The organism is Micromonospora sp. CNZ299, assembly GCF_002754415.1.
On sequence record NZ_PEFG01000001.1, the window covers coordinates 5,239,683 to 5,265,032 of the forward strand.

At 71.1% G+C, this 25,350-nt stretch carries 22 protein-coding genes; 11 read left to right on the plus strand and 11 right to left on the minus strand.

The genetic code is table 11. From position 1 onward, the window contains the following. Positions 1 to 6: 6 nt before the first annotated feature. The 6 genes from CLT68_RS23965 to CLT68_RS23990 form a co-directional block, all read right to left on the minus strand. Positions 7 to 945 carry a lysylphosphatidylglycerol synthase transmembrane domain-containing protein gene (locus CLT68_RS23965; protein WP_099854206.1) on the minus strand — a complete coding sequence of 313 codons (939 nt, stop codon included), beginning with the start codon at positions 943 to 945 and terminating at the stop codon, positions 7 to 9. A gap of 66 nt (positions 946 to 1,011) precedes the next feature. Continuing rightward, positions 1,012 to 1,830 carry a class I SAM-dependent methyltransferase gene (locus tag CLT68_RS23970; RefSeq protein WP_099854207.1) on the minus strand — a complete coding sequence of 273 codons (819 nt, stop codon included), beginning with the start codon at positions 1,828 to 1,830 and terminating at the stop codon, positions 1,012 to 1,014. After that, positions 1,827 to 2,909 (minus strand): glycosyltransferase family 4 protein, encoded by a 1,083-nt coding sequence (locus CLT68_RS23975; RefSeq protein ID WP_486482293.1) that lies wholly within the window; start codon positions 2,907 to 2,909, stop codon positions 1,827 to 1,829. Before CLT68_RS23975 ends, CLT68_RS23970 begins: the two co-directional genes overlap by 4 nt. Then, a complete protein-coding gene (locus CLT68_RS23980; RefSeq protein ID WP_088948537.1) occupies positions 2,906 to 3,304 on the minus strand; it encodes a 6-pyruvoyl trahydropterin synthase family protein in 399 nt (132 codons plus the stop codon). The genes CLT68_RS23975 and CLT68_RS23980 overlap by 4 nt, the downstream gene beginning before the upstream one ends. 2 nt (positions 3,305 to 3,306) lie before the next feature. Beyond that, the gene (locus CLT68_RS23985; protein ID WP_099854209.1) at positions 3,307 to 4,290 is read right to left on the minus strand and encodes an NAD(P)-binding protein; all 984 of its coding nucleotides are present in this window, start codon (positions 4,288 to 4,290) and stop codon (positions 3,307 to 3,309) included. A 137-nt stretch (positions 4,291 to 4,427) separates the two neighbouring features. After that, the gene (locus CLT68_RS23990; RefSeq protein ID WP_099857559.1) at positions 4,428 to 5,408 is read right to left on the minus strand and encodes a DUF2804 domain-containing protein; all 981 of its coding nucleotides are present in this window, start codon (positions 5,406 to 5,408) and stop codon (positions 4,428 to 4,430) included. Between the two features lie 527 nt (positions 5,409 to 5,935). Here CLT68_RS23990 and CLT68_RS23995 point away from each other — a divergent pair. Then, positions 5,936 to 7,258 (plus strand): hypothetical protein, encoded by a 1,323-nt coding sequence (locus CLT68_RS23995; protein ID WP_099854223.1) that lies wholly within the window; start codon positions 5,936 to 5,938, stop codon positions 7,256 to 7,258. 60 nt (positions 7,259 to 7,318) lie between these two features. Here CLT68_RS23995 and CLT68_RS24000 read toward each other — a convergent pair whose 3' ends face one another. Next, entirely contained in the window at positions 7,319 to 9,142 is a 1,824-nt protein-coding gene (locus tag CLT68_RS24000) for a glycoside hydrolase family 35 protein (protein WP_099854225.1), read from the minus strand. A gap of 118 nt (positions 9,143 to 9,260) precedes the next feature. Here CLT68_RS24000 and CLT68_RS24005 point away from each other — a divergent pair, with 118 nt between their 5' ends. The 6 genes from CLT68_RS24005 (at position 9,261) to CLT68_RS24030 (ending at position 15,970) form a co-directional block, all read left to right on the plus strand. Continuing rightward, positions 9,261 to 10,238, plus strand: a complete 978-nt coding sequence (locus CLT68_RS24005; RefSeq protein WP_231927417.1) for a LacI family DNA-binding transcriptional regulator — start codon at positions 9,261 to 9,263, stop codon at positions 10,236 to 10,238. 153 nt (positions 10,239 to 10,391) lie between these two features. Then, positions 10,392 to 11,714, plus strand: coding sequence for a carbohydrate ABC transporter substrate-binding protein (locus CLT68_RS24010; protein ID WP_099854227.1), 1,323 nt, complete (start codon positions 10,392 to 10,394; stop codon positions 11,712 to 11,714). A 70-nt stretch (positions 11,715 to 11,784) separates the two neighbouring features. Next, positions 11,785 to 12,759, plus strand: a complete 975-nt coding sequence (locus CLT68_RS24015; protein ID WP_231927418.1) for a carbohydrate ABC transporter permease — start codon at positions 11,785 to 11,787, stop codon at positions 12,757 to 12,759. A gap of 11 nt (positions 12,760 to 12,770) precedes the next feature. Further along, positions 12,771 to 13,649 carry a carbohydrate ABC transporter permease gene (locus CLT68_RS24020; RefSeq protein WP_088948546.1) on the plus strand — a complete coding sequence of 293 codons (879 nt, stop codon included), beginning with the start codon at positions 12,771 to 12,773 and terminating at the stop codon, positions 13,647 to 13,649. A 19-nt stretch (positions 13,650 to 13,668) separates the two neighbouring features. After that, positions 13,669 to 13,848: a DUF6903 family protein gene (locus tag CLT68_RS24025; protein WP_099854229.1), complete on the plus strand. Its 180-nt coding sequence runs from the start codon at positions 13,669 to 13,671 to the stop codon at positions 13,846 to 13,848. 154 nt (positions 13,849 to 14,002) lie between these two features. After that, a complete protein-coding gene (locus tag CLT68_RS24030; protein ID WP_158240919.1) occupies positions 14,003 to 15,970 on the plus strand; it encodes a discoidin domain-containing protein in 1,968 nt (655 codons plus the stop codon). A 47-nt stretch (positions 15,971 to 16,017) separates the two neighbouring features. Here CLT68_RS24030 and CLT68_RS24035 read toward each other — a convergent pair whose 3' ends face one another. The 3 genes from CLT68_RS24035 to CLT68_RS24045 are packed head-to-tail and all read right to left on the minus strand — an operon-like array spanning position 16,018 to position 19,205. Beyond that, positions 16,018 to 17,757, minus strand: a complete 1,740-nt coding sequence (locus CLT68_RS24035; RefSeq protein ID WP_099854233.1) for a multicopper oxidase domain-containing protein — start codon at positions 17,755 to 17,757, stop codon at positions 16,018 to 16,020. Continuing rightward, a complete protein-coding gene (locus CLT68_RS24040; RefSeq protein ID WP_099854235.1) occupies positions 17,754 to 18,206 on the minus strand; it encodes a DUF6220 domain-containing protein in 453 nt (150 codons plus the stop codon). Before CLT68_RS24040 ends, CLT68_RS24035 begins: the two co-directional genes overlap by 4 nt. A 9-nt stretch (positions 18,207 to 18,215) precedes the next feature. Next, complete coding sequence (locus CLT68_RS24045) at positions 18,216 to 19,205, minus strand: carboxymuconolactone decarboxylase family protein (protein ID WP_099854237.1); 990 nt, start codon at positions 19,203 to 19,205, stop codon at positions 18,216 to 18,218. 143 nt (positions 19,206 to 19,348) lie between these two features. On the opposite strand from CLT68_RS24045, the gene CLT68_RS24050 reads away from it, so the two are divergent. Continuing rightward, positions 19,349 to 20,479, plus strand: a complete 1,131-nt coding sequence (locus CLT68_RS24050; protein WP_099857561.1) for a sensor histidine kinase — start codon at positions 19,349 to 19,351, stop codon at positions 20,477 to 20,479. Next, positions 20,476 to 21,138, plus strand: coding sequence for a response regulator (locus CLT68_RS24055; RefSeq protein WP_088948552.1), 663 nt, complete (start codon positions 20,476 to 20,478; stop codon positions 21,136 to 21,138). Before CLT68_RS24050 ends, CLT68_RS24055 begins: the two co-directional genes overlap by 4 nt. A gap of 72 nt (positions 21,139 to 21,210) precedes the next feature. On the opposite strand, the gene CLT68_RS24060 is transcribed toward CLT68_RS24055, so the two are convergent. After that, positions 21,211 to 21,795, minus strand: a complete 585-nt coding sequence (locus CLT68_RS24060; protein WP_088948553.1) for a helix-turn-helix domain-containing protein — start codon at positions 21,793 to 21,795, stop codon at positions 21,211 to 21,213. Positions 21,796 to 21,865: 70 nt separating this feature from the next. Between CLT68_RS24060 and CLT68_RS24065 the strand changes: the two genes are divergently transcribed. Further along, positions 21,866 to 23,446, plus strand: coding sequence for an FAD-dependent oxidoreductase (locus CLT68_RS24065; protein WP_486482455.1), 1,581 nt, complete (start codon positions 21,866 to 21,868; stop codon positions 23,444 to 23,446). A gap of 269 nt (positions 23,447 to 23,715) precedes the next feature. Continuing rightward, on the plus strand, positions 23,716 to 25,299 hold the full coding sequence (locus CLT68_RS24070) for a DivIVA domain-containing protein (protein ID WP_099854241.1): 1,584 nt from the start codon (positions 23,716 to 23,718) through the stop codon (positions 25,297 to 25,299). Positions 25,300 to 25,350: the final 51 nt, after the last annotated feature.

Consider the following 25,350-nt stretch of genomic DNA (forward strand, 5'->3'; position numbering starts at 1 on the left):
ACCGACTCAACAGCCGCCGGCGGGGGCGGCTTCCCGGGGGGCGGCCGGAACTCGGTTGCGCCGGGCCAGCAGCACGGCGGCTCCGGGCAGGCTGGCGACCAGGATCAGTGCACCGTAGACGGTGGCGGTGGCGACGCCCTCGGCCGCGCTGAGGCCGGCCGCGCCGAACACCCACGCGGCCACCCCCTCGCGCGGGCCGAAGCCGGCGACGTTCAACGGCAGGCCCATGGCGAGCAGGGCGAGCAGCGTCAACGGCAGCAGTCGTGACAGCGGGGCGTCCGATCCGGCGGTACGTGCCGCCACCAGGAAGGTGGCCAGGTGACCGGCGACCATCACCGCGGAGGCGATCAGCACGCCGAGCCAGGTGCGGCGGGCCAGCAGCCCGGACCGCACGTCCGCCACGGCGGTGCGCATCGCAAGCGCCCAGCGCGAGGGGCCGGCGTTCGGCACGGCCCGGGCCAGCAGCACGGTGACCACCCCGCCCGCGAGCAGCAGCCCGGCGGCGATCGGCAGGTACGGCCGCACCGGAGACGGGAAGGCCGCGAGCACCACCAGCGCGACGCCGACCAGCACCACCTGCCCGGCGGTGCGTTCCCAGACCACCGCGCGGATGCCCCGGCTGACGTCACCGGCGTCCCTGCCGTGGCGGACCGCCCGGTGCACGTCGCCGAGCACACCGCCGGGAAGGGTGGCGTTGAGGAAGACGGCCCGGTAGCAGTGCGCCACGGCGGTGGCCAGCGGCAGCCGCACGCCCAGGCCACCGGCGACCAGGCTCCACCGCCATGCCGCGCAGACAGTGGTGAGCACCCCGATGACCAGCGCCGCGGCCAGCGCCGGCGCGTCGATCAGTCGCACCCCGGCGAGGAACGGGCCGGTGCCCACCTGCCACAACAGGACGGCGAGCAGACCCACCCCACCGACCACTCGTGCCCAGGCCCAGAACATCGGCGTCGGCCCTCCCCTTGAAGATCGTCCACTTGCCCTAGTCCACGTACCCAGGGTGAGAACGGTTCATCCGTCGGCGAGGAGGTCACTGTGTTCGACCAGGACGGTGAGCCGCCCGGCCGCCGCGTCGGTCAGCCGACGCCGGGCGTACGCCTCGGCCGGGCCGGCCAGGTCGGGACGCTCTTCGCAGGCCGCGCCCAGCCAGCCCCGGAACCACTCGGCGGCCAGGTCGGCGTGCTCCGGGCCCAGCCGCCACGGGCTGGGCCGTTCTCGCACGTGCACGCCCCGCCGGGCGAACGCGGCGACGGTGGCGGTGACGGCGTCCGGGCCGAGCAGCCGGCGGCCGTCGACCGTACGCCGTTGGTGGTCGTTGAACGCGGCCTCGACCACCGCGTCCAGTGGATCGGTCGGGGTGAACCGGACCCGCCCGGTCACCGAGAGGGCGAAGAGGGTCGGCCGGCCCACGCAGGCGGCCACCACCCGCTCGATCTCCTCGACGCTGAGCATGTCCAGCAGCGCGGACGCGGTGAACAGCGAAGCATCGGCCAGGTCGGCGGCGCTCAGCCGGGTGAGGTCACCGCAGCGGGTGCTCACGGTGACCGGGGCGCCGTCGGAGGCGGTCACCCCGGTCATGCCCTCGGCGGCGCGGGCCAGCAGGTCGGCGTCGCGGTCGTGCAGCACCCAGTGCTGCGGGCCGGGCAAGCGGGGTGCCACCCAGCGGCTCATCGAGCCGGTGCCGCTGCCCAGGTCGTGGATCACCGTCGGGGCGTCACCGGCCAGTCGGGGGCGAACGGCGTCCAACAGGTCCTCGGCACGCGCCGCCGCGTCGGCCGGCTCCCGCAGTCGCAGCCAGTCGGCGAACGGCAGGGTCTCCTCGACGGTCATCCCGCCACCTCCTCCAGCGCGGCGGCCAGCAACGCGGTGGTCACCGGCCAGTCGGTCAGGGTGTCGCGCCGGGCCAGAGCGGCACGCCGCAGTCGGGCCCGCAGCGGGTCGTCGGTCAGCCAGCGGGTCAAGGCGTTGGCCAGCGCGGCGGGGTCGTCCGGGGCGACGAGCAGGCCCGGCCGGTCACCGCCGGGCGTGTGACCGAGCGCCTCCGGCAACCCGCCGACCTCGGTGGCGAGCACCGGCAGGCCGCGCGCCAGCGCCTCGGTGACGACCATGCCGTACGTCTCGCCCCGCGACGGCAGGACCAGCAGGTCGGCGTCGGCGTACGCGGCGTCCAGCGCCGCTGCGGTCAGCGGACCGACGAGCCGTACCCGCTCGGTGAGGCCGGCGCCCGTGAGCCGTTCCCGCAGCCGCCGCACGAGGCCCGGCTCCCGGGTCAGGGTGCCCGCGCACACCATCGTCCAGCGCAGCCCGACCAGCGTGGACAACGCGTCGACCAGCACGTCGTGCCCCTTGTGGTGCGTGACGGCCGCGACGCAGAGCAGCCGGTCGCCGGTGACCGAGCCGGGTGCCGGCGGTGCCGGCCGCACCCCGGGAGGGGCCGCCCGGATCCGGTCGGCGAGCGCCGGATGGCGGGCCACCAGGTGACGGCGGGTCCACTCGCTGGTGGTGACGACGGCCCGGGCGGTGGTCAGCGCCCGGGCCTCCGCCTCGTCGTCGAACGGCAGGTGCACGAGGACGACCAGGCGCAGCCGGCGGGCGTGCGGCACGAGCAGGTCCGGCACTGCCGAGGCGATCAGGCCGTCGAGCAGCACCACGGCGTCGTCGGGCGTTGCGTCGAGCAGCTCGGTCAGCTTCGCCCGGTCGACCGGGTCGGGGGCCGGCCACGCGCCGGGCACCGGATGCTCGCGCACCGACCAGCCGCGCTCACCGAGCCCCGCGCAGACCCGCCGGTCGTACGTGTTGCCACCGCTGGGAGTGGCCACGTCGTCGATGTCACCGGGCAGGACGACGTGCACCGTGCGGAAGGTCGTGTCCGACCCGCCGGTGGACGCCGTCGGACCGGCATCGATCACAGCGAACGCTCGTAGCTCGCCCAGGCGATGTGCGACTCGTGCAGGGTGACGGTGATGCCGGTGAGGTCACGCGCCCCCGCGCCCAGGTCACCGGCGTGGACCCGCTCGACCAGCCGGTCGGCGATGGTGCGGGCCAGCACCTCGGTGGTGGTGTTCACCCCGGCGAAGGCCGGCTCGTCGTCGAGGTTGCGGTAGGTCAGCTCGCCCAGCACGGCCCGCAGCTGCTCGGTGGCCAGGCCGATGTCGACCACGATGCCGTCGGCGTCCAGGTCGGGCCTGCGGAACGTCGCGTCCACCACGAAGGTGGCCCCGTGCAGACGCTGGGCCGGGCCGAACACGTCGCCCCGGAAACTGTGGGCGATCATCATGTGATCCCGAACGGTCACGCTGAACACTGTCACTCCCCGTCGTCGTAGGTGATGAGGTGGCAGAGCGCGGGCAGGTCGCCCGTGCTCAGTCTGGCAAGCACGTCGGGCAGCTCCGCGAACCGGGACGCACCGGTGATCAGGGCGTCGAAGGCCGGGTCGTCGAGCAGGTCGAGGGCGAGCGCCAGCCGGTCGGCGTAGCTGCGCCGCCCACGCCGGGCGGGCGCGACCATGCCGACCTGGCTGCTGCGTACGCTCAACCGGCCGGAGTGGAACGCCCCACCCAGCGACACCTGCACCTGGCGGTCGCCGTACCAGCTCAGCTCGATGACAGTGCCCTCCGGCGCGAGCAGGTCCAGCGAGCGTTGCAGCCCGGCGCCGGTGGCGCTGGCGTGCACCACCAGGTCCCGGTCGCCGGTCGCGTCGTCCGGTTGGGCGAACTCGACGCCGAGCGCGCCGGCCACCCCGGCCCGCCGGGCGTCGGTGTCGACCAGCTCGACGTGCACGCCGGGAAAACGGGCGAGCAGCGCGGCGACACAGCAGCCCACCATGCCCGCACCCACGACGGTGACCCGGTCACCGACCAGCGGCGCCGCGTCCCACAGCGCGTTGACGGCGGTCTCCACCGTGCCGGCGAGCACCGCCCGGGCCGGAGGCACCCCGTCCGGCACAGGCACCACGGCGGTGGCCGGCACGACGTACGCGCTCTGGTGCGGGTGCAGGCAGAAGACCGTGCGCCCGAGCAGGTCCGGCGGGCCCTGCTCGACCACGCCGACACTGAGATAGCCGTACTTCACCGGGCCGGGGAAGTCACCCTCCTGAAAGGGCGCGCGCATGGCGGCGTGCTGGTCGGCAGGCACCCGGCCGGCGAAGACCAGCGTCTCGGTGCCCCGGCTGACCCCCGAGTACCGGGCTCGGACCAGCACTTCCTCGGGCCCCGGAGCGGGCAGCGTCACAGGCCGGATCTCCGCCGCGCCGGGCTCACGCACCCAGCAGGCGTACGCCTCGCGGTTCACCGTCGCGCACCTCACCTCTTGCTCGAGGCCGCACCGAGCGGCCTGGCTTCCGTGCCCCTCCCGGGTTGTCGATCATAAACACGGAGCGGAGGTGTCCACAGTTCGAAGTGGTCCGATGACGGCTGACCACGCGACTGCTACCAGCGGTTGCGTGCCTCCTCGGCCCAGCCGACGAGCCCGTCGAGGCTCACCTTCGTCCCGTCGTCCGTCTTCGCCCAGCCGGAGAAGTGCCCGAAACACTGGTGCGTCTCGTTCGCGACGACACCCAGGTTGGTGCGGGCCACCTTCTCGTGGAACGGCTGGAACTCGACCTCGACCCGTTCCCCGCTGATCCGCCACGGGCGAAGCCAGTCCGACCGGTCGTAGGTCCAGCGCAGTTCCTCACCGACCTTGTGCAACCGGCCGTCGACGAACAGGCCGTTCTCGGTGACCCCGGTGCCGTCGGTCCACTGACCGCCGAGCTGGATCGCCCGTCCCGGTGCCGCACCGGCGGCCCAGTTCCACGTGATCGCGTACGGCCATCTGCCGCGACCGTGGTCCAGCACGGCGAACGCGTCCGGCCCACCGATCTCGTACGTCTGGCCGTGCAGTTCCAGTGTGCCGAGGACAGGGCGGCCGACGTCCTTGACCGTGTACTGGAATCGAGTGGGGCTCCACGGCACGACCACGCCGAGCGACTCGTGACCGGCCGGCAACGGCACGTCCACCTCCAGCCGTACTCCGGGGGCGCTCGCCGAGATGGCGGTGCCGTCCGGGCGCTGAGCGATCCGGATCGCCAGGCCACCGCCCTGTGCACGAACCTCGCCCACGCCGCTGCGCGGCGGTAGCACCGTTCCGCGCGCCAGCGGCACCACCACGTCGGCCTTCGTCTCGGTGCCGCTTGCCCGGTCGAGCACATAGACGCTGTGCACACCGGCGTAGTCCAGCGACGAGGCGACCAGCCCGACGATGTGCTGCGGCGTCACGATGCCCCAGTACTCCCACCGCTTGGTCCGGCCCCAGCCGCGCAGGTTCGCGGTGTGCAGCGGGCGGCGTGTCCAGCCGACCGCCGCGGGATTGAGCCGCCCGCCCGGTTGGCACAGCTCGACAGGTGAGGACAGTTCGCGTTCGTGGGTCACGAGGTGCACGATAGCCCCGCCACCCTCCCAGGCCCTGGACCACGAGCCGAGACTGCGCGCCGTGCGTGCCACCAATCGACGGCGGTCGAGGCTGCCTGCGCTGCGCCGAGGCGGTGCGGTGACGGCGCTGGGCCTGGGTCGCGACCCACCCGGCGATGTTCGGTCTGTCGACCCAGGAGCGAACACTTGACGGACACATCGATGCGCCCTAGGTTCATACGACATCAGACATAGGATGTCATAGGATGTGGTGCATGCGGCAGCTTCGGCTGCTCCTGACTTCTTTCCTCCCGATCGTCCCCTTCGCTGCTCGCCCCTGGCTCACTGGTCCAGCGCGGGTGGCCGGCCCGGCTCCACCTGCGGCCACGGCTCCATCGCGAACCTGCACGAGACCGGCAGGACTCCCTCGTCATCAGCCGCTTCAGCTCCGCCGGGCTGGCGCGGCCCGACGCTGCCGAAACCAGTCGTACAGCCACGGACACCGGCGTCCTTGGCGCCCAGGCATCCCCTTGAAGGAACAGGACCCCATGAAGCTGTCTGCCCTCGGCCGCATCGCTCTGGCCACAGGCATCGCCGTGCTGGCCACCGCCACGCTCCCCGGCACCCCCGCGGCCGCCGCCCCGGTGAAGAGGAAGATCCTCCCCGTTCTGGTCGAGTTCAACGACGCTTCCTTCCAGTTCCCGGACAAGGTGAAGGCGTCCACGCCGGACACCTACTTCGGCGCGAAGAGCGACTCGGCCGCGTCGTACCTGTCGGAGTTGTCGCGTGGGCAGTACACGCTGGTGCCCGCCGTACCGGAGCAGTTCCTCGGCCCGATCAAGCTGGACCTGAGCGCCGCCGGTTGCCCTCAAGGCAAGATCAATCAGATGACCCGGGAGGAGCTCACCAAGCGCGGCCTGGTCGCGGGCAAGGACTACGAGAGCCTGTCGATCGTCTTCCCGGCACAGAAGACGAACTGCCCCTGGGCCGGCCTCGCCACCCTCCCCGGCCCGACCACCTGGATCAACCTGTACGGCACCGCCAGCGGCATCGACGTGGTCGGCCACGAACTCGGACACAACCTGGGCTTCGGGCACCAGGGTCGCGTCAAGTGCACCGGCGGCAACCTGGGCGCGTGCAAGTCAGGGGGCGCCAGCCACACGACCATCATGGCCGGTGGGTACCGGCCGGCCGGCTTCTCCGCACCGGAGATGATCCGTGCCGGATGGCTCAACGACGGGGCGTCTCTCAAGGTCACCAAGTCGGGGGTCTACACGCTGCGCTCCCTGCACGGCAAGGGCAGCGGAGTCCGGGCCCTGGACATCGCCCTGGGCGGCGACCGGCTCGTCATCGAGTACCGCCACGCGGCCGGCAACTTCGACGCGAAGCTCGAGGGCGTCCACGCCTACCGTGTCCCCAAGGGCTCCTACGGTGCCTCGTCACTCATCGACACCACGACGGCGGACAAGACTGCCACCAACAACGCACCGCCGAACGCGGACGCCATCACCAAACTGACGGACAAGGCGAGCAAGCTGTCCCTCGCCGTCGTGTCCTCCGGCGGTGGTCAGGCCAAGGTCAAGGTCGCGCTGAACGGCGATTCGCTCGCCGCCATCGACCCGGCCCCCTCGAAGTCCCCGTCCGCGTCCCCGACCCCCAACGCGGCCACTCCCACCCCCAGTGCGAGCGCGAGCGCCGGCACGGAAGCCGTGACCGACGGCTCCGAGCCGGTCACCGAGCTCGGCTCCGAGGAGCTCACCGCCGGTGGCGGTCGCTCGACCGTCTTGCCGCTCGCCGCCGGCGGCGGTGCCGCAGTGCTCGCGGTCGGCCTGGGATTCCTGCTGGTGAAGCGTCGTCGCAATCGCGCCTGACCGGCCTGTCGGGCCCCGGAGGACCGCTCGCGGGCGGGCGACCGGGGCCCGGTCAGACGGTCAGTCGAACTCCTCCACGTACTCCTCGGTGGGGCCCAGCTCAGGATGGTCGCGCAACTCCAGGACCGGGCCGAGCCGGTCGGTCTCCAGTACGACGACCGTGTTCTCGCCGGCGCGCAGCAGTGGCGCGGGGCAGTAGAGCGTCACCTGCGGGCCGATGTCCCAGTAGCGGCCGAGCAGGAATCCGTTGACCCAGACCAGGCCGTGCACCGACCCGGGCAGGGCGAGGAAGGTGTCGGCCGGCTTCTCGATGGACACTGTCGCCACCGCGAAACCGGCGCCGGTGCTGGCCGGCCCGGCAGAGGTGGCGCGGCGCAGGTCCTCCGGTGTCCACTCGGACAGGGCGATCGGCGAGCTGGTCCAGCCGTGCACGATCCGACGGTCGACGAGCACCGGCCCGAGCAGGCCCTTGTGCTGACCGACCAGCGGGCCGTAGTTGATACGGCCCAGGTTCTCCACCAGGATCTCCAGGCGCACTGCCGCACCGGTGCCGCGAATCGGCAGCTCCGGATGCTCGGAGTCGGCGACACCGATCGGCACACCGTCGACGAGGACGATCGCCCGGTCGCGTACGTCGGTCAGGATGACGACGTGGTCACCCGTGGGGATCCTCGGGTGGGCGGTGAGCAGCACCATCCCGGCGTCCAGGCCGAGCTGCTCGAAGGTCGCCGGTCGTGCACCGGTCGACTCCGGGGTGGGCACGGCGCGCAGGCCGGCGATCAGGTCGGCACGGTGGGTCAGCGGCACCTGTGCCGGCGGGAGCACCGGCATCCGCTCGGAAACTCGCAGCTGTCCGGTCGCGCCCAGTGCCGCGCGCATGGCGTGGAACTTGGCGGTCAGCGTGCCGTCCTCGGCGATTGGCGCGTCGGAGTCGTAGCTGGTGATGGTGGGCTGCAGCCGGCCTCGGTCCGCGTTGGCGCCGGCCCACAGGCCGAAGTTGGTGCCTCCGTGTGCCATGTAGAGGCTGACGCTTCCGCCCTCGTCGATGATGGCGTCGAGAGTCTTGACCGCGCTGTCCACCGCGCGGACGTGGTGTCGCTCGCCCCAGTGGTCGAACCAGCCGTTCCAGTACTCGGCGACCACGAACGGTTCGTCGGGCCGGCGCCGGGCGAACAGGCTACGGGCGGCTTCGGGCTTCGAGCCGAGGGTGGCCGCGGCCAGTGTTCCGGGCACCGTCCCGGCGTCGTGCATCAGTTCGGTGGGGCCGTCGGCGGTGAACAGCAGCTCGGTGATGCCGCGGTCGAGCAGTGCCGAGCGAATCCAGCGCAGGTACGCCTCGTCGTCGCCGTAGCTGCCGTACTCGTTCTCGACCTGCACCGCCACGACGGGCCCGCCCGCCTGCGTCTGCTGCCGTGCGATGCGGGGAATCAGCTCGTCGAACCAAAGCTCGACCGGCCCGGTGAACGCCGGGTCGGAGCTGCGCAGGACCACGTCGCGGGCGGTGAGCCAGGCTGGCAGGCCACCGTTGGACCACTCCGCGCAGATGTACGGGCCGGGCCGCAGGACGACGTCGAGGCCCTCTTCACCGGCGAGCGCGACGAACGCCTCAAGGTCGTGCCAGCCGTCGAAGCGGGGCGCGCGGTCCGCGTGCGGCTGGTGGAAGTTCCACGGCACGTACGTGTCGAGGGTGTTGAGACCGAGGTCGGCCAGCCGCCGGATCCGGTCGCGCCACAGCTCCGGGTGGACCCGGAAGTAGTGCAGGGCGCCGGAGAGGATGCGGTGGGGGACGCCGTGTCGGTGGAGCTGACTGTCGCTCCAGCCGAGCGCGGGCGATGGCCTGTTCAACGGTGTCAGTGTGTTGCCCGGCCGGGTCGTCTCGATCATGGCGGAAGCCTATGTTACCCGTGCCATCCGTAACAATGGCGCTAGGATGCCGCCGTACCGGGTTCTCAGGAGGGCGGGGCGGATGACCGAGGCGACAATGCGTGGCAGGCAGCCGAGCATGGCTGACGTGGCACGCGCCGCCGGTGTGTCGGCGCAGACGGTCTCGCGCACGCTGCGCGACTCGCCGAACGTCAACGCGGAGACCCGGCGTCGCGTGCTCAACGCGGTCGAGCAGCTCAAATACCGGTACAACGGCGCTCCCCGACTGCTGTCCTCGGGTCGAAGCTTCACGCTCGGCCTGGTCCTGCTGCAGGCCGGCGGCTACTACTCGCGCTCGGCGGTGACCGCCGGGGTGGAGGCGGCGGCCGGTCAGGCGGGTTACTCGGTGAGCATCGCGACCCTCGCCGAGCTGGACACCGCGTTGATGGAGAAATCCCTGCTCAAGCTCTCCGACCAGGGCGTCGACGGCATCATCATCGCGGTCCCCCTGATCTCCGTGACCCAGCGGATGGAGGACATCACGCGGGACATTCCCACCGTCACGGTGGACGGCTCGCGCACCACCGGGGCGCGGGTGCTGGGCATCGACCAGCACGAGGCGGGGCGCACGGCCACCCAGCACCTGCTGGACGCGGGGCACCGCCAGGTGTGGCACGTGGCCGGGCCGGACGAGTGGATCGAGGCACGGCAACGTCGGCAGGGCTGGCAGGAGTGCCTGGCGGCTGCCGGGATCGACGCGCCACCGGCGCTGGAGGGCGACTGGTCGCCCGAGTCGGGCTACCGCCAGGGGCAGATCCTCGCGATGATTCCCGAGGTCACCGCCGTCTTCGTCGCCAGTGACGAGATGGCCTTCGGCGTGATCAAGGCGCTGCGGGAGCGCGGGCGGTCGGTGCCGCAGGACGTGTCGATCGTGAGCGTGGACGACATCGAGCTGGCCGCGTACTGCCACCCGCCGCTCACCACCGTTCGGCAGGACTTCTACCGCTCCGGGGCGGCTGCGGTCGCGCTCCTGCTCGGCACCGACGAAGACGGCGAAACGCTGACGCCGGCGACCCTGATAGTCCGGGAGTCGACAGCGGCGCCGCGCGCCCGCTAACGGTCATGCCGTCGGCACGTCGTTCTTGACGGCTCATGTTACGGGTGCCACAGTAACAACGCGCGGCCCGCCCCAGTGATCTAGCGGACCGCGCCCCCGTGCATGCCGATCACTCCCGCACCGATGTGCGCCCCGCCCCGGAGGACCACCCCCATGTTGAGAAAACCCATCGTCCTAGCTGTCGTCGCGACGACAGCGCTCAGCCTGATCGCGGGCTGTTCCGGAGGCGACGACAACGCCGACGGCAAGAAGACCCTGAAGGTCGCGGCCTTCGAGGGCGGCTACGGCCGGGACATGTACGTCCAGGTCGTCGAGGCGTACAAGGCCAAGCACCCCGATGTGGACGTGCAGCTGCAGCTCTCGAAGACCCTTGAGGACGAGATCAGCCCGAACATGAAGGCCGGCAAGTTCCCGGACGTCGTGGTGCTGCCCCAGGGCCGCAAGGCCGCGCTCGCCGAGACGCTGGTCAAGGACAAGGCGCTGGAGGACCTTACCGGCGTCCTGGACATGACCGTGCCGGGTGAGCAGACCACGGTGCGGGCCAAGCTCGCCGACGGGATCGTCGGCAACCTCAGCACGAACCCGTACAACGACGACAAGACCTATCTGATGCCGATGTACTACGCGCCGACCGGCCTGGTCTACAACAAGGGCCTCTTCGCGCAGAAGGGCTGGCAGGTCCCCGCCACCTGGGACGACATGTTCAAGCTCGGCGACACCGCCAAGGCCCAGGGCATCGCGCTGTTCACCTACCCGACCGCGGGCTACCTCGACTCGTTCTTCTTCGCGCTGCTCGCCGACGTGGGCGGTGACCAGTTCTACAAGGACGTCATGACCTACTCCGACGGCGTCTGGAAGACCGCCCAGGCCCGGCAGGTCCTGGACATCACCACCAAGCTGCTGAGCTACGCGGCGAAGACCACTGTGGGGTACGCGAACGAGCAGGACTTCACCAAGAACCAGCAGTCGCTGCTCGACAACAAGACGCTGTTCATGCCGAACGGCACGTGGGTCGTCGGTGAGATGAAGGACGCGCCGCGCGCGAACGGGTTCGAGTGGGCGATGGCTCCGCTGCCGGCGGTCACCGCAGGTGGCAAGCGCTACTTGACCACGATCGTCGAGTCGGCCTGGGTTCCGAGCGGAGCCCAGAACAAGGACGCCGCGAAGGACTTCGTCGCGTACCTCTACTCCGACGAGGCCGCCGGCATCTTCGCCAAGTCCAACGCGATCCAGCCGGTCAAGGGCATCGCCTCGACGCTGCCCGCCGAGATCGCCCCGTTCTACCAGCTCTACGAGGACCCGACCGTCACCGCTCTGGTTGGCGGCTTCGCCAGCACCGCGCCGGTCGAGGGCGTGAACATCAAGGGCACGCTCTTCGACACCGCGAACAGCATCATCAGCGGTGACAAGACCGTCGACCAGTGGCAGACCGCGCTGAACGACGCCAGCGAGAAGCTGCGGCAAGCGGGCAAGTGACGCCCCGGCGGCAGCCCGGGACCGGGCTGCCGCCGATCCCCTCCCCCGCGAGAACCAAGGACTGGTCACGGTGACGACGACCCTCACTCCACCACCCACGGGCACCAGCAGGCGTACGCCCAGCAGGTCCCCGGCGTCAGCGCGTGGCTCCGCCGCACGCGGCCGGCGCGGCGACGGTCGGTTCGTCGCCGCGTGCCTGCTGCCGGCGCTGGCACTGTTCGCGCTGTTCATGATCTGGCCGACCGTCAGCGTGTTCCGAATGTCGCTCTACAGCTGGAGCGGCTTCTCGGCGCAGATGCGGTTCGTCGGCCTGGACAACTTCGCCAAGCTCGCAGACGACGAGCAGTTCCTGCGCGCGTTCCAGAACACTGTCGCGCTGCTCGTGGTCGTGACCGTGGTGACGATGGGGATGGGCCTGTTCCTCGCGGCAGTCATGACCCGGCAGAAGCTGCGCGGCCACACCTTCTACCGGTTCGTGCTCTACATCCCGAACGTGCTCTCGGTCGTGGTCATCGCGGCCATCTTCTCGGCCGTCTACGACCAGGAGAACGGCCTGCTCAACGGCACACTCCGGCTGCTCTCGCTGGACGGACTGCAACAGGTCTGGCTGGGCGACCAGAAGGTGGTGCTCTATTCGGTCGCGACCGCGATGCTGTGGCAGTCGCTGGGCTACTACATGGTCATCTACATGTCGAGCATGGCGAGCATCCCGGAGGAGTTGTACGAGGCCTCCGCGCTCGACGGCGCCTCGGCCAGCCGGCAGTTCTTCGCCGTCACGCTGCCGCTGATCTGGCAGAACCTGCGCACGACGTTGACCTTCTTCATCCTCAGCGCGGTCAACCTCAGCTTCGTGCTGGTTCGCGCGATGACCGGCGGTGGCCCGGACGGCGCCTCCGAGGTGCTGCTCAGCTACATGTACAAGCAGGCGTACACGAACTCGGCCTACGGCTACGGCATGGCCATCGGCGTGGTGATCTTCGCTTTCTCGTTCCTCGTGTCGCTCCTGGTGAGCCGCGCGACCCGGCGTGAGCCCCTCCAGTTCTAGAGGACACTCCCATGACCACGATCAACAAATCCGGTCCACGGCCCGGCCGTGGCCTCACCCACCTGCTCGTCGGCGGGATCACGCTGCTCATCGTGATCCCGGTCGCCTGGGTGCTGGTGGCCTCACTCAAACGCAAGAGCGAGTTCTTCGGCAGCCCCTGGACCCTGCCCGAGGGCCTGCACCTGCAGAACTACGTCGACGCGTTCGGCGGCGCGCAGATGGGCCGCTACTTCGCGACGTCGGTCCTGGTCACGCTCCTCGGCCTGGTCTTCGTGCTGGCGGTCTCGGTGCCGGCGGCGTACGTCGTCGCCCGGTACGAGTTCCGCGGCAAGGGCATCGTCGAGGTGGCACTGCTGGCTGGGCTGTTCGTCAACGTCAACTACATCGTCGTGCCGATCTTCCTGATGCTGGTCGACTGGGACCGCGCGCTGGTCGACGTGTTCCCGGACGGGTTCTTCCTCGACAACCCGGCGATGCTCTCGCTGGTCTACGCGGCGACCTCCATCCCGTTCACGATCTATCTGCTGACCGCGTACTTTCGCTCGATTCCAGCGGAGTTCGAGGAGGCGGCGCTGCTGGACGGCGCGTCCCGGTTCCGGATCATGACGCGGGTGATGCTGCCGATGGCCCGGCCGGCGGTCACCACGGTGATCCTGTTCAACTTCCTGGCGTACTGGAACGACTTCGTCATCGCGCTGACCCTGCTGCCCGGCGAGGGCAAGACGTTGCAGGTCGGCCTGCTCAACCTGATGGCCGCGCAGAAGGCGGCCGCAGACCCCGGGCGGCTCTACGCCGGCATGGTCATCGTCATCGTCCCGGTGCTGCTCCTGTACGCGCTGATCCAGCGTCGCCTGATCCAGGGCATGGCTGCCGGCGGCGTCAAGGGCTGAGGCCCGAGAAAGGGATGTCATGAAGGAATCCACGCGAGCCACTCTGCTCATCGTCGCCCGGCTGCTGATCGCGCTCGTCTGCGTCGTCACCGTGGTGGTCGTCCGGCCCACGGTCGGATGGGGCAACCTCGCGATCATGCTCGTGGCGCTCGCCGTCCTGATCGGTCTTCTCGCGGACTACAACCGAAAGTTCCGGTGACCCGGACCGGCGCCGGCCGACGAGCCCGCGGTCCCCCGGGCCCGTCGCTGGCCTTACCCCCGGTCGTACGCGCAGCACAGCTCCAAGGAAGTGAACTTCTCCCCCACCACCCCCATGGTTAGGACTTCCGATGCGTTTGTTCAGGTCCTCGTTGGTGGCTTTGACCACGCTAGCCACCGCGATACTGGTCGCCGCACCCCCCGCCGCGGCAGCCGCAACGAACTACTACGTCGACTGCTCCGCGAGCACTTCGGGCAGCGGCACCCAGGCCAGCCCCTGGAACAGCTTCACGCCGGTGAACGCCAGGACGTTCGCCGCCGGAGATCAGATCCTGATCCGGCGAGGCACGACCTGCGCCAACCAGCAACTCTTCCCCAAGGGTTCCGGCGCGGCCGGCGCACCGATCATCATCGACGCGTACGGCAGCGGCGCCAAGCCGGTGCTCGCAGGCAACGGCGCCGTGGTCGACGTGGTCAAGCTCTACAACCAGCAGTACTGGGAGATCCGCAACCTGGACATCTCCAACAAGGGGTCGGCGATCGCCACCCGCCGTGGCGTGCACATCATCCGCGAGAACTCCGGCACCGGCACCTACTACCGGGTGACCGGGCTCAGCGTCCACGACGTCAACGGCAACCAGACCAAGAAGGACGACGACGCCAGCGCCGGCATCTTCTTCGAGGTCCTCGGCTACACCACGCAGACGAAGTTCGATGACGTGTTGATCAACAACAACACGATCGCCACCGTCGACCGCTACGGCATCCACTTCTGGACCCGCTGGATGGTCCGGCCCGAACTGGCCAACCCGAACTGCGGCTCCACCTGCGGAAACTGGCTTCCGCAGACCCGGGTCGTCGTACGCGGCAACACGGTCACCGACATCGGCGGCGACGCCATCGACGTGCACCACACCCAGAGCGCCCTGGTCGAGAACAACCGGGTGGACGGCTTCCGGGTCCGCGAGCCAGCGCAGTGCGCAGCCGGCATCTGGGGCTGGAACATCAACGACGCCCTGTTCCAGTTCAACGAGGTCAGCGGTGGCCGGAGCACCTGTGACGGCCAGGGCTTCGACCTGGACGAGGGCAACATCCGCACCATCTACCAGTACAACTACAGCCACGACAACGAGGGCGGCTTCATCCTGCTGTGCAACGGCGGGGGTTCCACCACCAAGGACAACATCGTGCGCTACAACATCAGCCAGAACGACCGCGGCCAGATCTTCGACCTGGTCTGCGGGAAGCTCACCAACACGAAGATCTACAACAACGTCTTCTACGTGGGCGAGGCAGCCCAGATCATCAACAACGGCAACGGCTCAGCCGGTGCCAACGTCGAGTTCTACAACAACATCTTCTACGTGACCACGACCCAGGCCAGCTACAACGCCGGCGCTCTGCTGTTCGACTCGAACGTGTTCTACGGCCAGCACCCGGCCGGCGAACCCACCGACTCGAACAAGATCACCGCCGATCCGCTGCTGGTCTCGCCGGGCACCGCCACCTCGATCAGTGACGCTGGTGGCTACCGGCTGCGCGCCGGCTCACCGGCACTGGCGAGTGGCCAGGTCATGACCGCGCCGGGCAGCCGCGACTACTTCGGTGGCGCCGTCACCCAGGGATGCCGTCCCGACCGGGGCGCGCACCAGCTGAGCACGGTCTGCGTGCCCAGCGCCGGCGTCATCCCCCGCGCCGGCTGGTCGCTGAAGTACACGGACAGCCAGGAGACCGCCGCCGAGAACGGGGCGGCCACCAACGCCTTCGACGGCAACCTCAGCACGATCTGGCACACCAGGTACACCGGCGGCAACGCCCCGATGCCCCACGAGATCCAGATCAATCTCGGTGCGAGCTACTCCGTCTCCGGAATCCGCTACCTGCCCCGGCAGGACAGCGGCTCCGGTGCCGCCAACGGACGCATCGGCCAGTACGAGGTCTACGTCAGCACTGACGGCGTCAACTGGGGAACGGCCGTGGCCACCGGCACCTTCGCCAACAACGCCAGCCAGAAGGAGGTCCGGTTCACCGCCAAGACCGGGCAGTACCTGCGGCTGCGCGCCCTGAGCGAGGTCAACGGCAACCCGTGGACCACCGCCGCGGAGATCTACGCCCTCAACTGACCGGGCACAAACACCAGGGAGCCTCCGGCCTCGCGCCGGAGGCTCCCTCACGAGTACATCAGGTGCAGCGTCATGCCGGCTTCGGCGTGCGCCAGGTTGTGGCAGTGGTTGGCCCACATTCCTGGGTTGTCGGCCCGGAACGCCACCTCCCACACGTCGCCGGGGCGTACGTCGAACGAGTCCAACCACAACGGGCTGCCCGTCGCCCGCCGGTCGTTGCGGGACAGCACCAGGACGTGATGGCCGTGCAGATGCCACGGGTGCACGATCTGGGACCGGTTGACGATCGTGAACTTCACGGCGTCACCGAGGCGTACGACCTGCGGTGGGATGTCCGGGTCGGCCGCGCCGTTGACGGTGTGGGCGTATCGCGGGAGCAGTCCACGCAGGTCCAGGCCGCGGTCGAGGACGAGGGTGAACTTCCTGTCGAACCGGGACCACGGCAGCGCGGAAGCGCCGCCGTAGGTGAGCGGATCCAACACCGGCCAGGCGGTGGTGGCCGCCGAGACGGGTCCGGTCGAGTAGACGGCCCGGCCATCGACGAACAGGGCGACCGGCGTGGCGGGCGCGGTGAACACCAGGTCGTAGCGTCCCCCGGCCGGGATCGACACGGCAGTGTCCACGAGCGGGGTCGGGCCGTGCAGGTCGGATCCGTCGATCGCGGCGACCCGGAACGGGGTGCCGGCCAACGCGTACCGGTGCGTCGTGCTGTCGGTGTTGATCAGCCTCAACCGCACGGGCACCCCCGCCTCCACCGGCTCCGTTCTCGGCTCGGGCAGCGCGACACCGGCCAGAGTGTGCACCGGCACTGTGACGTCGACGCCGGTCACCGCCGTCGGGCGCACCACCAGGACACCGTAGAGGCCCATCCGCACGCCGACGTCGGAGACCGAATGCGTGTGGTACCAGTACGTGCCGACCTGGTCGGCACGGAACCGGTAGACGAACTCCTGCCCGGGCCGGACCGCCGCCTGGGTCACTCCGGGCACCCCGTCCTGGCTGTTCGGCACGTCGTACCCGTGCCAGTGCAGGGTGACGCCCTTGGCGATGTCCCGGTTGCGCAAGGTCACCTCGATGACGTCGCCGACGGTGGCCGTCAGCTCCGGCCCGGGGACCTGCGCGTTGAACGCCCACGCCGGGACGTCCCGGCCGCCCGCCCGCACCGTGGCGGTCGCGGCCGTCAGGGTGAACCGCCTGGTCGGTTCGCCGACGGTCCGCGCATCCCCGTATTCATGATCATGAGGTATGCCGGGCGCGGCGGTCGGGGCGACGACAAGCCCGGTTCCGGTGACCAGCGCCGCGACCGCCATCCCGAGGGCCGCCCGGGAGACCGTCCGGGACGGGCGCGCGCCGAGGGCGAGCCACGAGACCGCCGTTGCCGCCAGCACCCCGGCGACCGCCAGCAGTCCCACACCCGCCGACGCCGGATAGCCGTGCAGGAGCGTCACGAGCAGGGCGCTGCTCTGCGCGTACCCGGCAAAGAGGAGCGGGACCGCGACGGACCGGATGTCACCCGCGGCCCGCAGCAACCGCGGCCCGGCGACGGCCACCGCCGCGAGCGACAGTGGGGCGGCGATGAGGACCTTCTCCGCCGCGAACCACCAGCCGGTGCGGGCCAGCGCGGTGATCGTGACCGCGCGAGCGAGCGTGGCGAGCAGCGCGAAGGCCGCCAGCCCCAGCGCGAGCGGGCGACGCCGAGCGGCGGACGCCGCACCACCGCCCAGCCATCCGCCGGCCGCCAGAACCGCGATCACGAGGTCGGCCGCGAGCAGCGAGCCGGTGGTCATGCCGGCTCCCCCTCGAGAACCGTAACGGGTGCGGCGTCGACAGGTTCCGGTCGGTCCAGCTGTCGCGCTGCCCTCAACACGCCGACCACGACGTGCACAGCGATGATTCCGTTGACCGCGTGCAGCCCGGCGATGGTCAGGCCGAGCGGCGTGCTGGCGCCCGCGGCGTCGGTGGACGCGTTCGCGAGCATGGCGATGAACGCCTGCACGACGACGAGCCCGAGAGGCAGGACCGCCAGTCCGATGACCCGGCCCGGCGCCTTCGCCAGCGCGGCGAACAGGGCGGTGAGCACTGTGAGAACGGGGATGACCGCCATCCCGTTGACGCTGTGCAGGGCGTACGCGCCGTCGCCGGCGGGCTTCGTGAACCCGCCCACGGCGGCGAAGACGAACTGCAGGGCGAACGAGACGAGCAACAGGATGCTGACGATGACGAATGCCTTGCGCATGGTGAGCTCCTAGAGGTGTGCCGAGGTCAGGGCCCGGGCGACGTGATCGGTGGCCGTGATCGCCCCGTACGCGACGAGCCGCACGAGATCGGCGTCGGCGGGATGGGAGAGCCGCCAGAGGGCCACGTCGCCCACGCTGATCGCGCTGGGTGCGAACGCCGCCAGCAACGCGATCCGGGTCCCGACGCGGTCCGTTCCGGGTACGTCCCGGACCAGGTCGACGGCCCAGTCCGAGGGCCGGGCCGGGTAGCGGCCGTCCTCCCAGCGCACGGTTGCCGTGACGGTCTGGCGCGCCACGTCGCCCAGCAGGTCCCCGGCCTGCATGGCGGCGTTCCTCAGGGCCGCGTACGCGACGCCGACCGGGCTCTCCCCCGCCCAGGCCGGTGGTTCCGTCGTACCGGCGTCGAGCAGCGGGAGGCTGCGGCCGGGTTGCCTCGGTTCCCGGGCCGTCCTCGCGTAGAGCCGGCCCCCGACCGACCGCACCACTGAGGAGCGTTGCAGGCCGCCGGGCAGCAGATCGGGGTCGAGCAGCGCCGAGACGACCCGGTTGATGAAGTGGAAGACGAGCAGGGTGCCGGTGACCTCGGGGCCGTACCGACTGGTCCAGCCGGCGGCCATCGGGCTGCGGCTCGCCTGCGCCCAGGCGGCCAGCTCGGCGTGCCTCGGCTCGGACGGCGTCCCGCCACGGGCAATGACCTCGGCCACCTCGTGCTCACCCAGCGCGTGCAGCAGTATGACGTGGGCGTCGACGCAGAACCGGCAGCGGTTGGCCCGGGACACCGCCGACGCGACGATCTCGCGGTCGACCCGGGACCCGTCCCCGGCGAGCAGGGCCTCACGCATCAGCGACCAGGTCGCGGCCAGCACCTCCGGCACGGCCGCGAGCGCCTGGAAGGTGGGCGCCGGCCCGAGGAACTCGTCTCTCAGCTGCCGGTAGACCTCGCCGGTCAGACCGGTCGCCGTACTCGCTGGAGCGGGGGTGAAGAAGCGGTATGTCATGGGTTCGATGCTTGACCTGAGGGGTCGGAAAAGCGTCGTGCCACCGCAGGCACTTGGCTGGCCGCCGATACCGCGTCCGCAGTACGCCCACCTACCGCAGGCGGTGGATGCTCGCGGGTGGCGGCCCGTTCTACAGTGCGAGCATGCGTCGCGACCTGCCGTACGCCCTCAGCGGCCTCGCCCTCGGTGGCCTCCTGCTCGGCAATGCCGCGCTCGCGCCGGACGCCGCTCCGGTGCGGGTGGTCGACGTCTTGCTGGTCCTGGCCATGGCAGCGGGCCTGGCGGTATGCCGGCGTCACCCGGTGGTGGCGTTGGGCGTGGTGACCGCCGCCATGCTGGCCCTGCACGTCCGGGTGCACCCTGGGGTGTCCGCGGCGTTCCCCGTCCTCGGCGTGGCGTACGTCGCCGCCTGGCGGGGGCACCGATCGGCCACCGCTTCGGCCAGTCTGGTCTTCCTCGGCGGCTTTCTGGCCCGCGACATCTCGGTCGCGCCCGCCGACCGGCCCGGGCAGCTGATCGTCGAGCGGACCGCCCTCCTGCTGGGCTGGTTTGTGGCGGCCAACGTCGCCGGGCTCGTCGCCCGGCAGCGTCGGGCGTACCTGGAACAGGTCGAACAACGGGCGATCGAGGCCGAACGCACCCGCGAGGAGATGGCGTTGCGTCGTGCCGGGGAGGAGCGCCTGCGCATCGCCCGGGATCTGCACGACTCGCTGACCCACAGCATCTCCGTGATCAAGGTCCAGGCCGGGATCGCCGTGCACCTGGCCCGCAAGCACGGCGAGGAACCGTCGGCCACGTTGCTGGCGATCCAGGAGGCCAGCGGCGCCGCGATGCGGGAGCTGCGCACGACGCTCGACGTTCTCCGCTCCCCCACCGACGGCGACCCCGTCGGACTGGCCCGGGTGGACGAGCTTGCCGAGCGGACCCGGGCGGCCGGCGTACCGGTGCAGGTGACCGTCACCGGTCGGCCCCGGGACCTACCCGCCGAGGTCGACCAGGCCGGGTACCGCGTCGTCCAGGAGGCCCTGACCAACGTGGCCCGCCACGCCGGTCCCGCCACCGCGCAGATCCACGTCGAGTACGCCCCGGCGCAGCTGACCGTCTCGGTCGCCGACGACGGCCAGGCGTCGCCGGACCGGACGACGACGCCCGGCGTGGGCCTGCGCGGCATGCGGGAACGGGTGACCGGGCTGGGCGGCACCCTGCGGGCCGCCGCCCGCGACGACCACGGATTCACGGTACGGGCGACGTTCCCCTTGGACGGCCCACCATGATTCGAGTCCTGCTCGTCGACGACCAGGCTCTGATGCGGGCCGGATTTCGGGCACTACTCGACGCCGAGGACGACCTGGAGGTCGTCGGCGAGGCCACCGACGGCACATCGGCCGTCCAACTGTCGCGACGCCTACGGCCGGACGTCGTGCTCATGGACGTGCAGATGCCGGGGCTCGACGGTATCGAGGCCACCCGGCGCATCGCCGCTGATCCCGACCTCGCCGCGGTCCGCGTCCTCATCCTCACCAACTACGGGCTCGACTCCTACGTGTTCGCCGCACTCCGCGCAGGCGCCAGCGGTTTCCTCCTCAAGGACGCCGACCCCGCCGACCTGCTGCAGGCCGTTGCCGTCGTGGCTCGCGGCGACGCGCTACTCGCCCCGGCCGTCACACGTACGCTCATCAGCGAGTTCGTGGCCGGCCCACCGCCGGCCGAGCCGGCGGCCGGACGCGAGGTGCTGACCGCGCGCGAACAGGAGATCGTCGAACTCGTCGCCCGCGGGCTGGGTAACGACGAGATCGCCCTGCGAATGGTGATCAGTCCGTTGACCGCGAAGACGCACGTCAACCGGGCGATGGCGAAGCTGCACTGCCGCGACCGCGCCCAGCTGGTCGTGTGGGCGTACGAGTCGGGGCTGATCACGCCGCGTCGCCGGTGATCACCGGTCCGGTGGCGCAGAGCATGGTCGGAAGTCCCTGCCGCCCGGCCTGCCACCAGCGGGGCCAGCGCCTCAGCCCGCGGCGGGTCGGGCGCGAACGTGCAACCGCTCCCCCTGCGGCCCGAAGAGACTGAGGGCCTCCGCCGTGCCGGGGCCGGGGTTGAGGACGAGGTGCGGGACCCGGGTGTCGAACTCGGCCACCTCGCCCGGGGTCAGCATCAGGTCACGGTCGCCGAGCAGCAGGCGCAGTCGGCCGGACAGCACGTACAACCACTCGTACCCCTCGTGGGTCTGCGGGGTTCGCTCCCCGGCGGACGGATCCGGCGGGAAGATCTGTTTGAACGCCTGCAGGCCGCCCGGTCGGCGGGTCAACGGCAGGAACGTGATGCCGTGGATGACGATCGGTTTGGGGCGTACGCGAGGGTCGCCGGTGGCCGGGGCGTCGACCAGCTCGTCCAGCGCCACCTGGTAGGCGCGGGCCAGCGGGAGCAGCAGCTCCAGGGTGGGTCGGCGGCTGCCGGATTCCAGCCGGGACAGGGTGCTCACCGAGATGCCGGTGAGGTCGGCGAGCTGGGTCAGCGTGATCGCGCGTTGGTTGCGCAGGGCACGCAGCCGGGGGCCGACGGCGGCCAGCGCGGCGGAGTCCTCGTTTGCCATAACGGCAAGGATAGTTGCCACTTGGCCGGGGGCGACGCATGGTGGGCTCAGCCGACAGAGTCAGAGGGAGATACCGGTGGAAGAGACATACGACGTGGTGGTGGTGGGCGGCGGCGCCGCTGGGCTCAGCGGAGCCCTGGCGCTGAGCCGGGCCCGCCGGTCGGTGCTGGTGATCGACTCCGGTGAGCCGCGCAACGCGCCGGCCGACCGGGTGCACAACTACCTGGGCCGGGAGGGGACGCCGCCGGGCGAGTTGCTCGAGGTCGGGCGGGCCGAGGTCGCCGGGTACGGCGGGCAGTTCCACACGGGGCGGGTGGAGGAGGTGACCCGCGACGACGACGGGTTCCGGCTCGGCCTCGACGGCGGGGGTTCGGTGCGCGCCCGTCGGCTGTTGGTGACCACCGGGCTGACCGACGAACTGCCCGACGTGCCCGGTCTGGCCCAGCGGTGGGGACGCGACGTGCTGCACTGCCCGTACTGCCACGGCTGGGAGGTCCGCGACCGGCGGATCGGCATCCTGGCGACCGGACCGTTCGCCGTGCACCAGGCCGAGATGTGGCGACAGTGGAGTGCCGACGTGCTGCTCCTGCTGCACGACGTTCCCGCACCGGACGAGGAGGCCGCCGAGCGGCTCGCCGCCCGGGGCATCGCGGTGGTCCCGGGCCCGATCGCCGAGATCGAGGTGACCGGGGACGCGCTGACCGGCGTACGGCTGGCCGACGGTCGGGTGGTGGCGCTCGACGCGGTGGTGGTCGCGACGCGGCTGACCCCCCGCTCCGGCCTGCTGGTGGGCCTGGGCCTGGCCCCGGAGGAGGTGACGATGGGCGAGCACGTCATCGGCGCCCAGATCCCCGCCGACCCCACCGGCGCGACGAGCGTCCCGGGCGTCTGGGTGGCGGGCAACGTGGCCGACATCCGTGGCCAGGTGATCACGTCCGCCGCGGCCGGCCTCACCGCCGGCGCGGCGATCAACGCCGACCTGATCGCCGAGGAGACCCAGGCTGCGGTCGCCGCGTACCGCCAGGTGGTGGCCACCGCGTTCGAGGAACCGGCGTGGGAGGAGCGCTACCAGTCCCGGCCGTCGGTCTGGAGTGGTCGGCCGAACCCGCAGTTGGTCGCCGAAGTCGCGGACCTGCGCCCGGGACGCGCGCTGGACGTGGGCAGCGGGGAGGGCGCCGACGCGGTGTGGCTGGCCGAGCGCGGCTGGCAGGTCACGGCGGTGGACATCTCCACCACCGCACTGGACCGGGCCGCCGCGCACGCCGACACTGCCGGCGTCGGTGCTCGGATCGAGTTCACGCACGCAGACCTGCGCGACAAGCCCCCCGCCGAGGAGGCGTACGACCTGGTGTCGGCGCAGTTCATGCACCTGCCGCCGGTGCAGCGACAGGAGTTGTTCGCCCGGTTGGCCGCGGCGGTGGCGCCGGGCGGAGTTCTGCTGATCGTCGGGCACCACCCGTCGGATCTGTGGACGACGGCACGCCGGATGCACATGCCGGACATGATGTTCACCGCGGAGGACGTGGCCGCCACCCTGGACCCGTCTGACTGGGAGGTGCTGACGGCCGAGGCCCGCCCCCGCGCAGCCACCGACGAGAACGGCCAGCAGATAACAATCCACGACGCGGTGCTCGTGGCGCGCCGCCGCTAGACCGCCGTCGACGCGCGCGAAGCCCACCCCGTCGATCATGGAGTTGTGGTGCCGGAATGGTGATGGTCCACGACCTTTGTGACCCACCACAACTCCATGATCGACGCGGGCGGGAGGTGGGCCGAGGGCCGGCGGGCTTTGAGACGTGAGAGGGGGTGGGGCGGGACTTCGCATGAGGTCGGCTCGGCGGTAGCGTTGCGCCACACTGACGGCCCGCGGGGCAGGCGACCGCCGACCCTCACGCCCCCCGATCGTACGGAGGATGGTGCATGTCCATTGGCGCTGAGCCGCGCGCAGGACGCGACGATGCGGCCTCGCGGCCACACTTCGAGCTCACCCTGCGCGGCTACGACAAACGCCAGGTGGACCGACACCTGGAGCAGCTCGACGGTCAGATCGCGATGCTCAGTGGGGAGCATGGGCGCTCCGCCGTTCGGGTCCGTGAACTGACCGCCGAGGTGCAGCGACTGCGTACCGAACTGGCCGACCTTCAGGAGCAACCGGTGCAGGTGGACCGCGCGACGATCCACGATCTGGGGCCGATGGTCGCCGAGATCATGACGCTCGCCGACAAGCAGGCTGCCATGATCATCGAGTCGGCGACCGACCGGGCGAACGAGCTGCGCAGCGAGTCGGAGCGCATCCTCGCCGACACCCGTGAGCGGGCCGCGCAGGCACGCCAGGACCTGGCCGAGGAGTTGGCGACCCGGCGTACCGAGCAGGAGCAGGCGCACGAGGAGCGGCGCACCCTGGCCGAGGCCGAGCTGACCGCGATCCGCGAGCACGCGGAGCAGTTGCGCGCCGACGGTGAGGCCGCCCACGAGCGCGCCCAGCACGAGGCGAAGCGGATCACCGAACAGAGCGCGCAGCAGCTCAACCAGACGCGGGTCGCCGCCGACGCGTTGATGAAGTCGGCGCGCACCCAGATCCAGCAGGAACTCCAGTCGGCCCGCGCGAAGAATCAGCAGGAGATGGCCCAGTGGCAGGCCAACGTGGAGCGCGAGGTCAACGAGCGACGGACCGCCGCGGAGCGGGACATCGCCGAGCAGCAGGCCGCCGCTGAGCAGGAGCTCGCCGAGCAGAGCAACGCGACCGAGCAGCAGATCGCCGCGCTGCTGGCCGAAGCGCAGCAGCACGTGACCGAGCTGCGCAACCGCGCCGACGAGCAGGCCGCCAGCCACCAGCAGCAGCTCACCGCCCTCCAGCAGGAGATCGAGGAGCGTCAGCAGGAGGCCACCGAGCTGCGCGCCGAGCTGGACACCGGCCGCCAGCAGCTCGCCGAGATCCGCGAGGAGGGCGAGACGCTGGAGAACGAGCTGTCGAGGATGCAGCAGCGACTCAGTGAGGTCCGCCGGGACCTCACCGCAGAGAGCGCCCGGCTGGAGGAGGCCCGACGGGCCGGCGACTCCGCCGAGCGGCACGCCAAGGAGGTCCGCGCCCGGGTGCAGCGGGAGGCGAAGCGGGTGGCCGACCTCGCCGCCGCCGCGGTGATGGCCGCGGCCGCCGGGGGTACGGAGACCGCCGAGTACCCGATGGTGGGTTCTCGTTCCGGTTTCGATCGCCCCAGCGCCGACCGCTCCCCCGCCGATCGGGTCGCTGAGGTGCGCAATGAGAGCGACCGGCCTGGTGACGACGAGTCCGTCGCCGATCAGTCCGGGAGTGAGCAGTCCGACGCCGAGCGCTCACACCGGCCGACCAACCTCGACGAGTCGGTGAACACGCCCACCGACCGGCCGGCGGACGCACCCACGGACGAGGCCGAGCGGATCTTCACTCGGCCCGACGCCCCGACGCCCGTCCCGTTCCTGGCCTTCGGGCAGCCGGTCAGCGAGAACGGCGCCGCCCGGCACTGATGACGGTGACGGTCGTCCCGGGCACGCGCGATCCCGCACGGCCCGGGACGA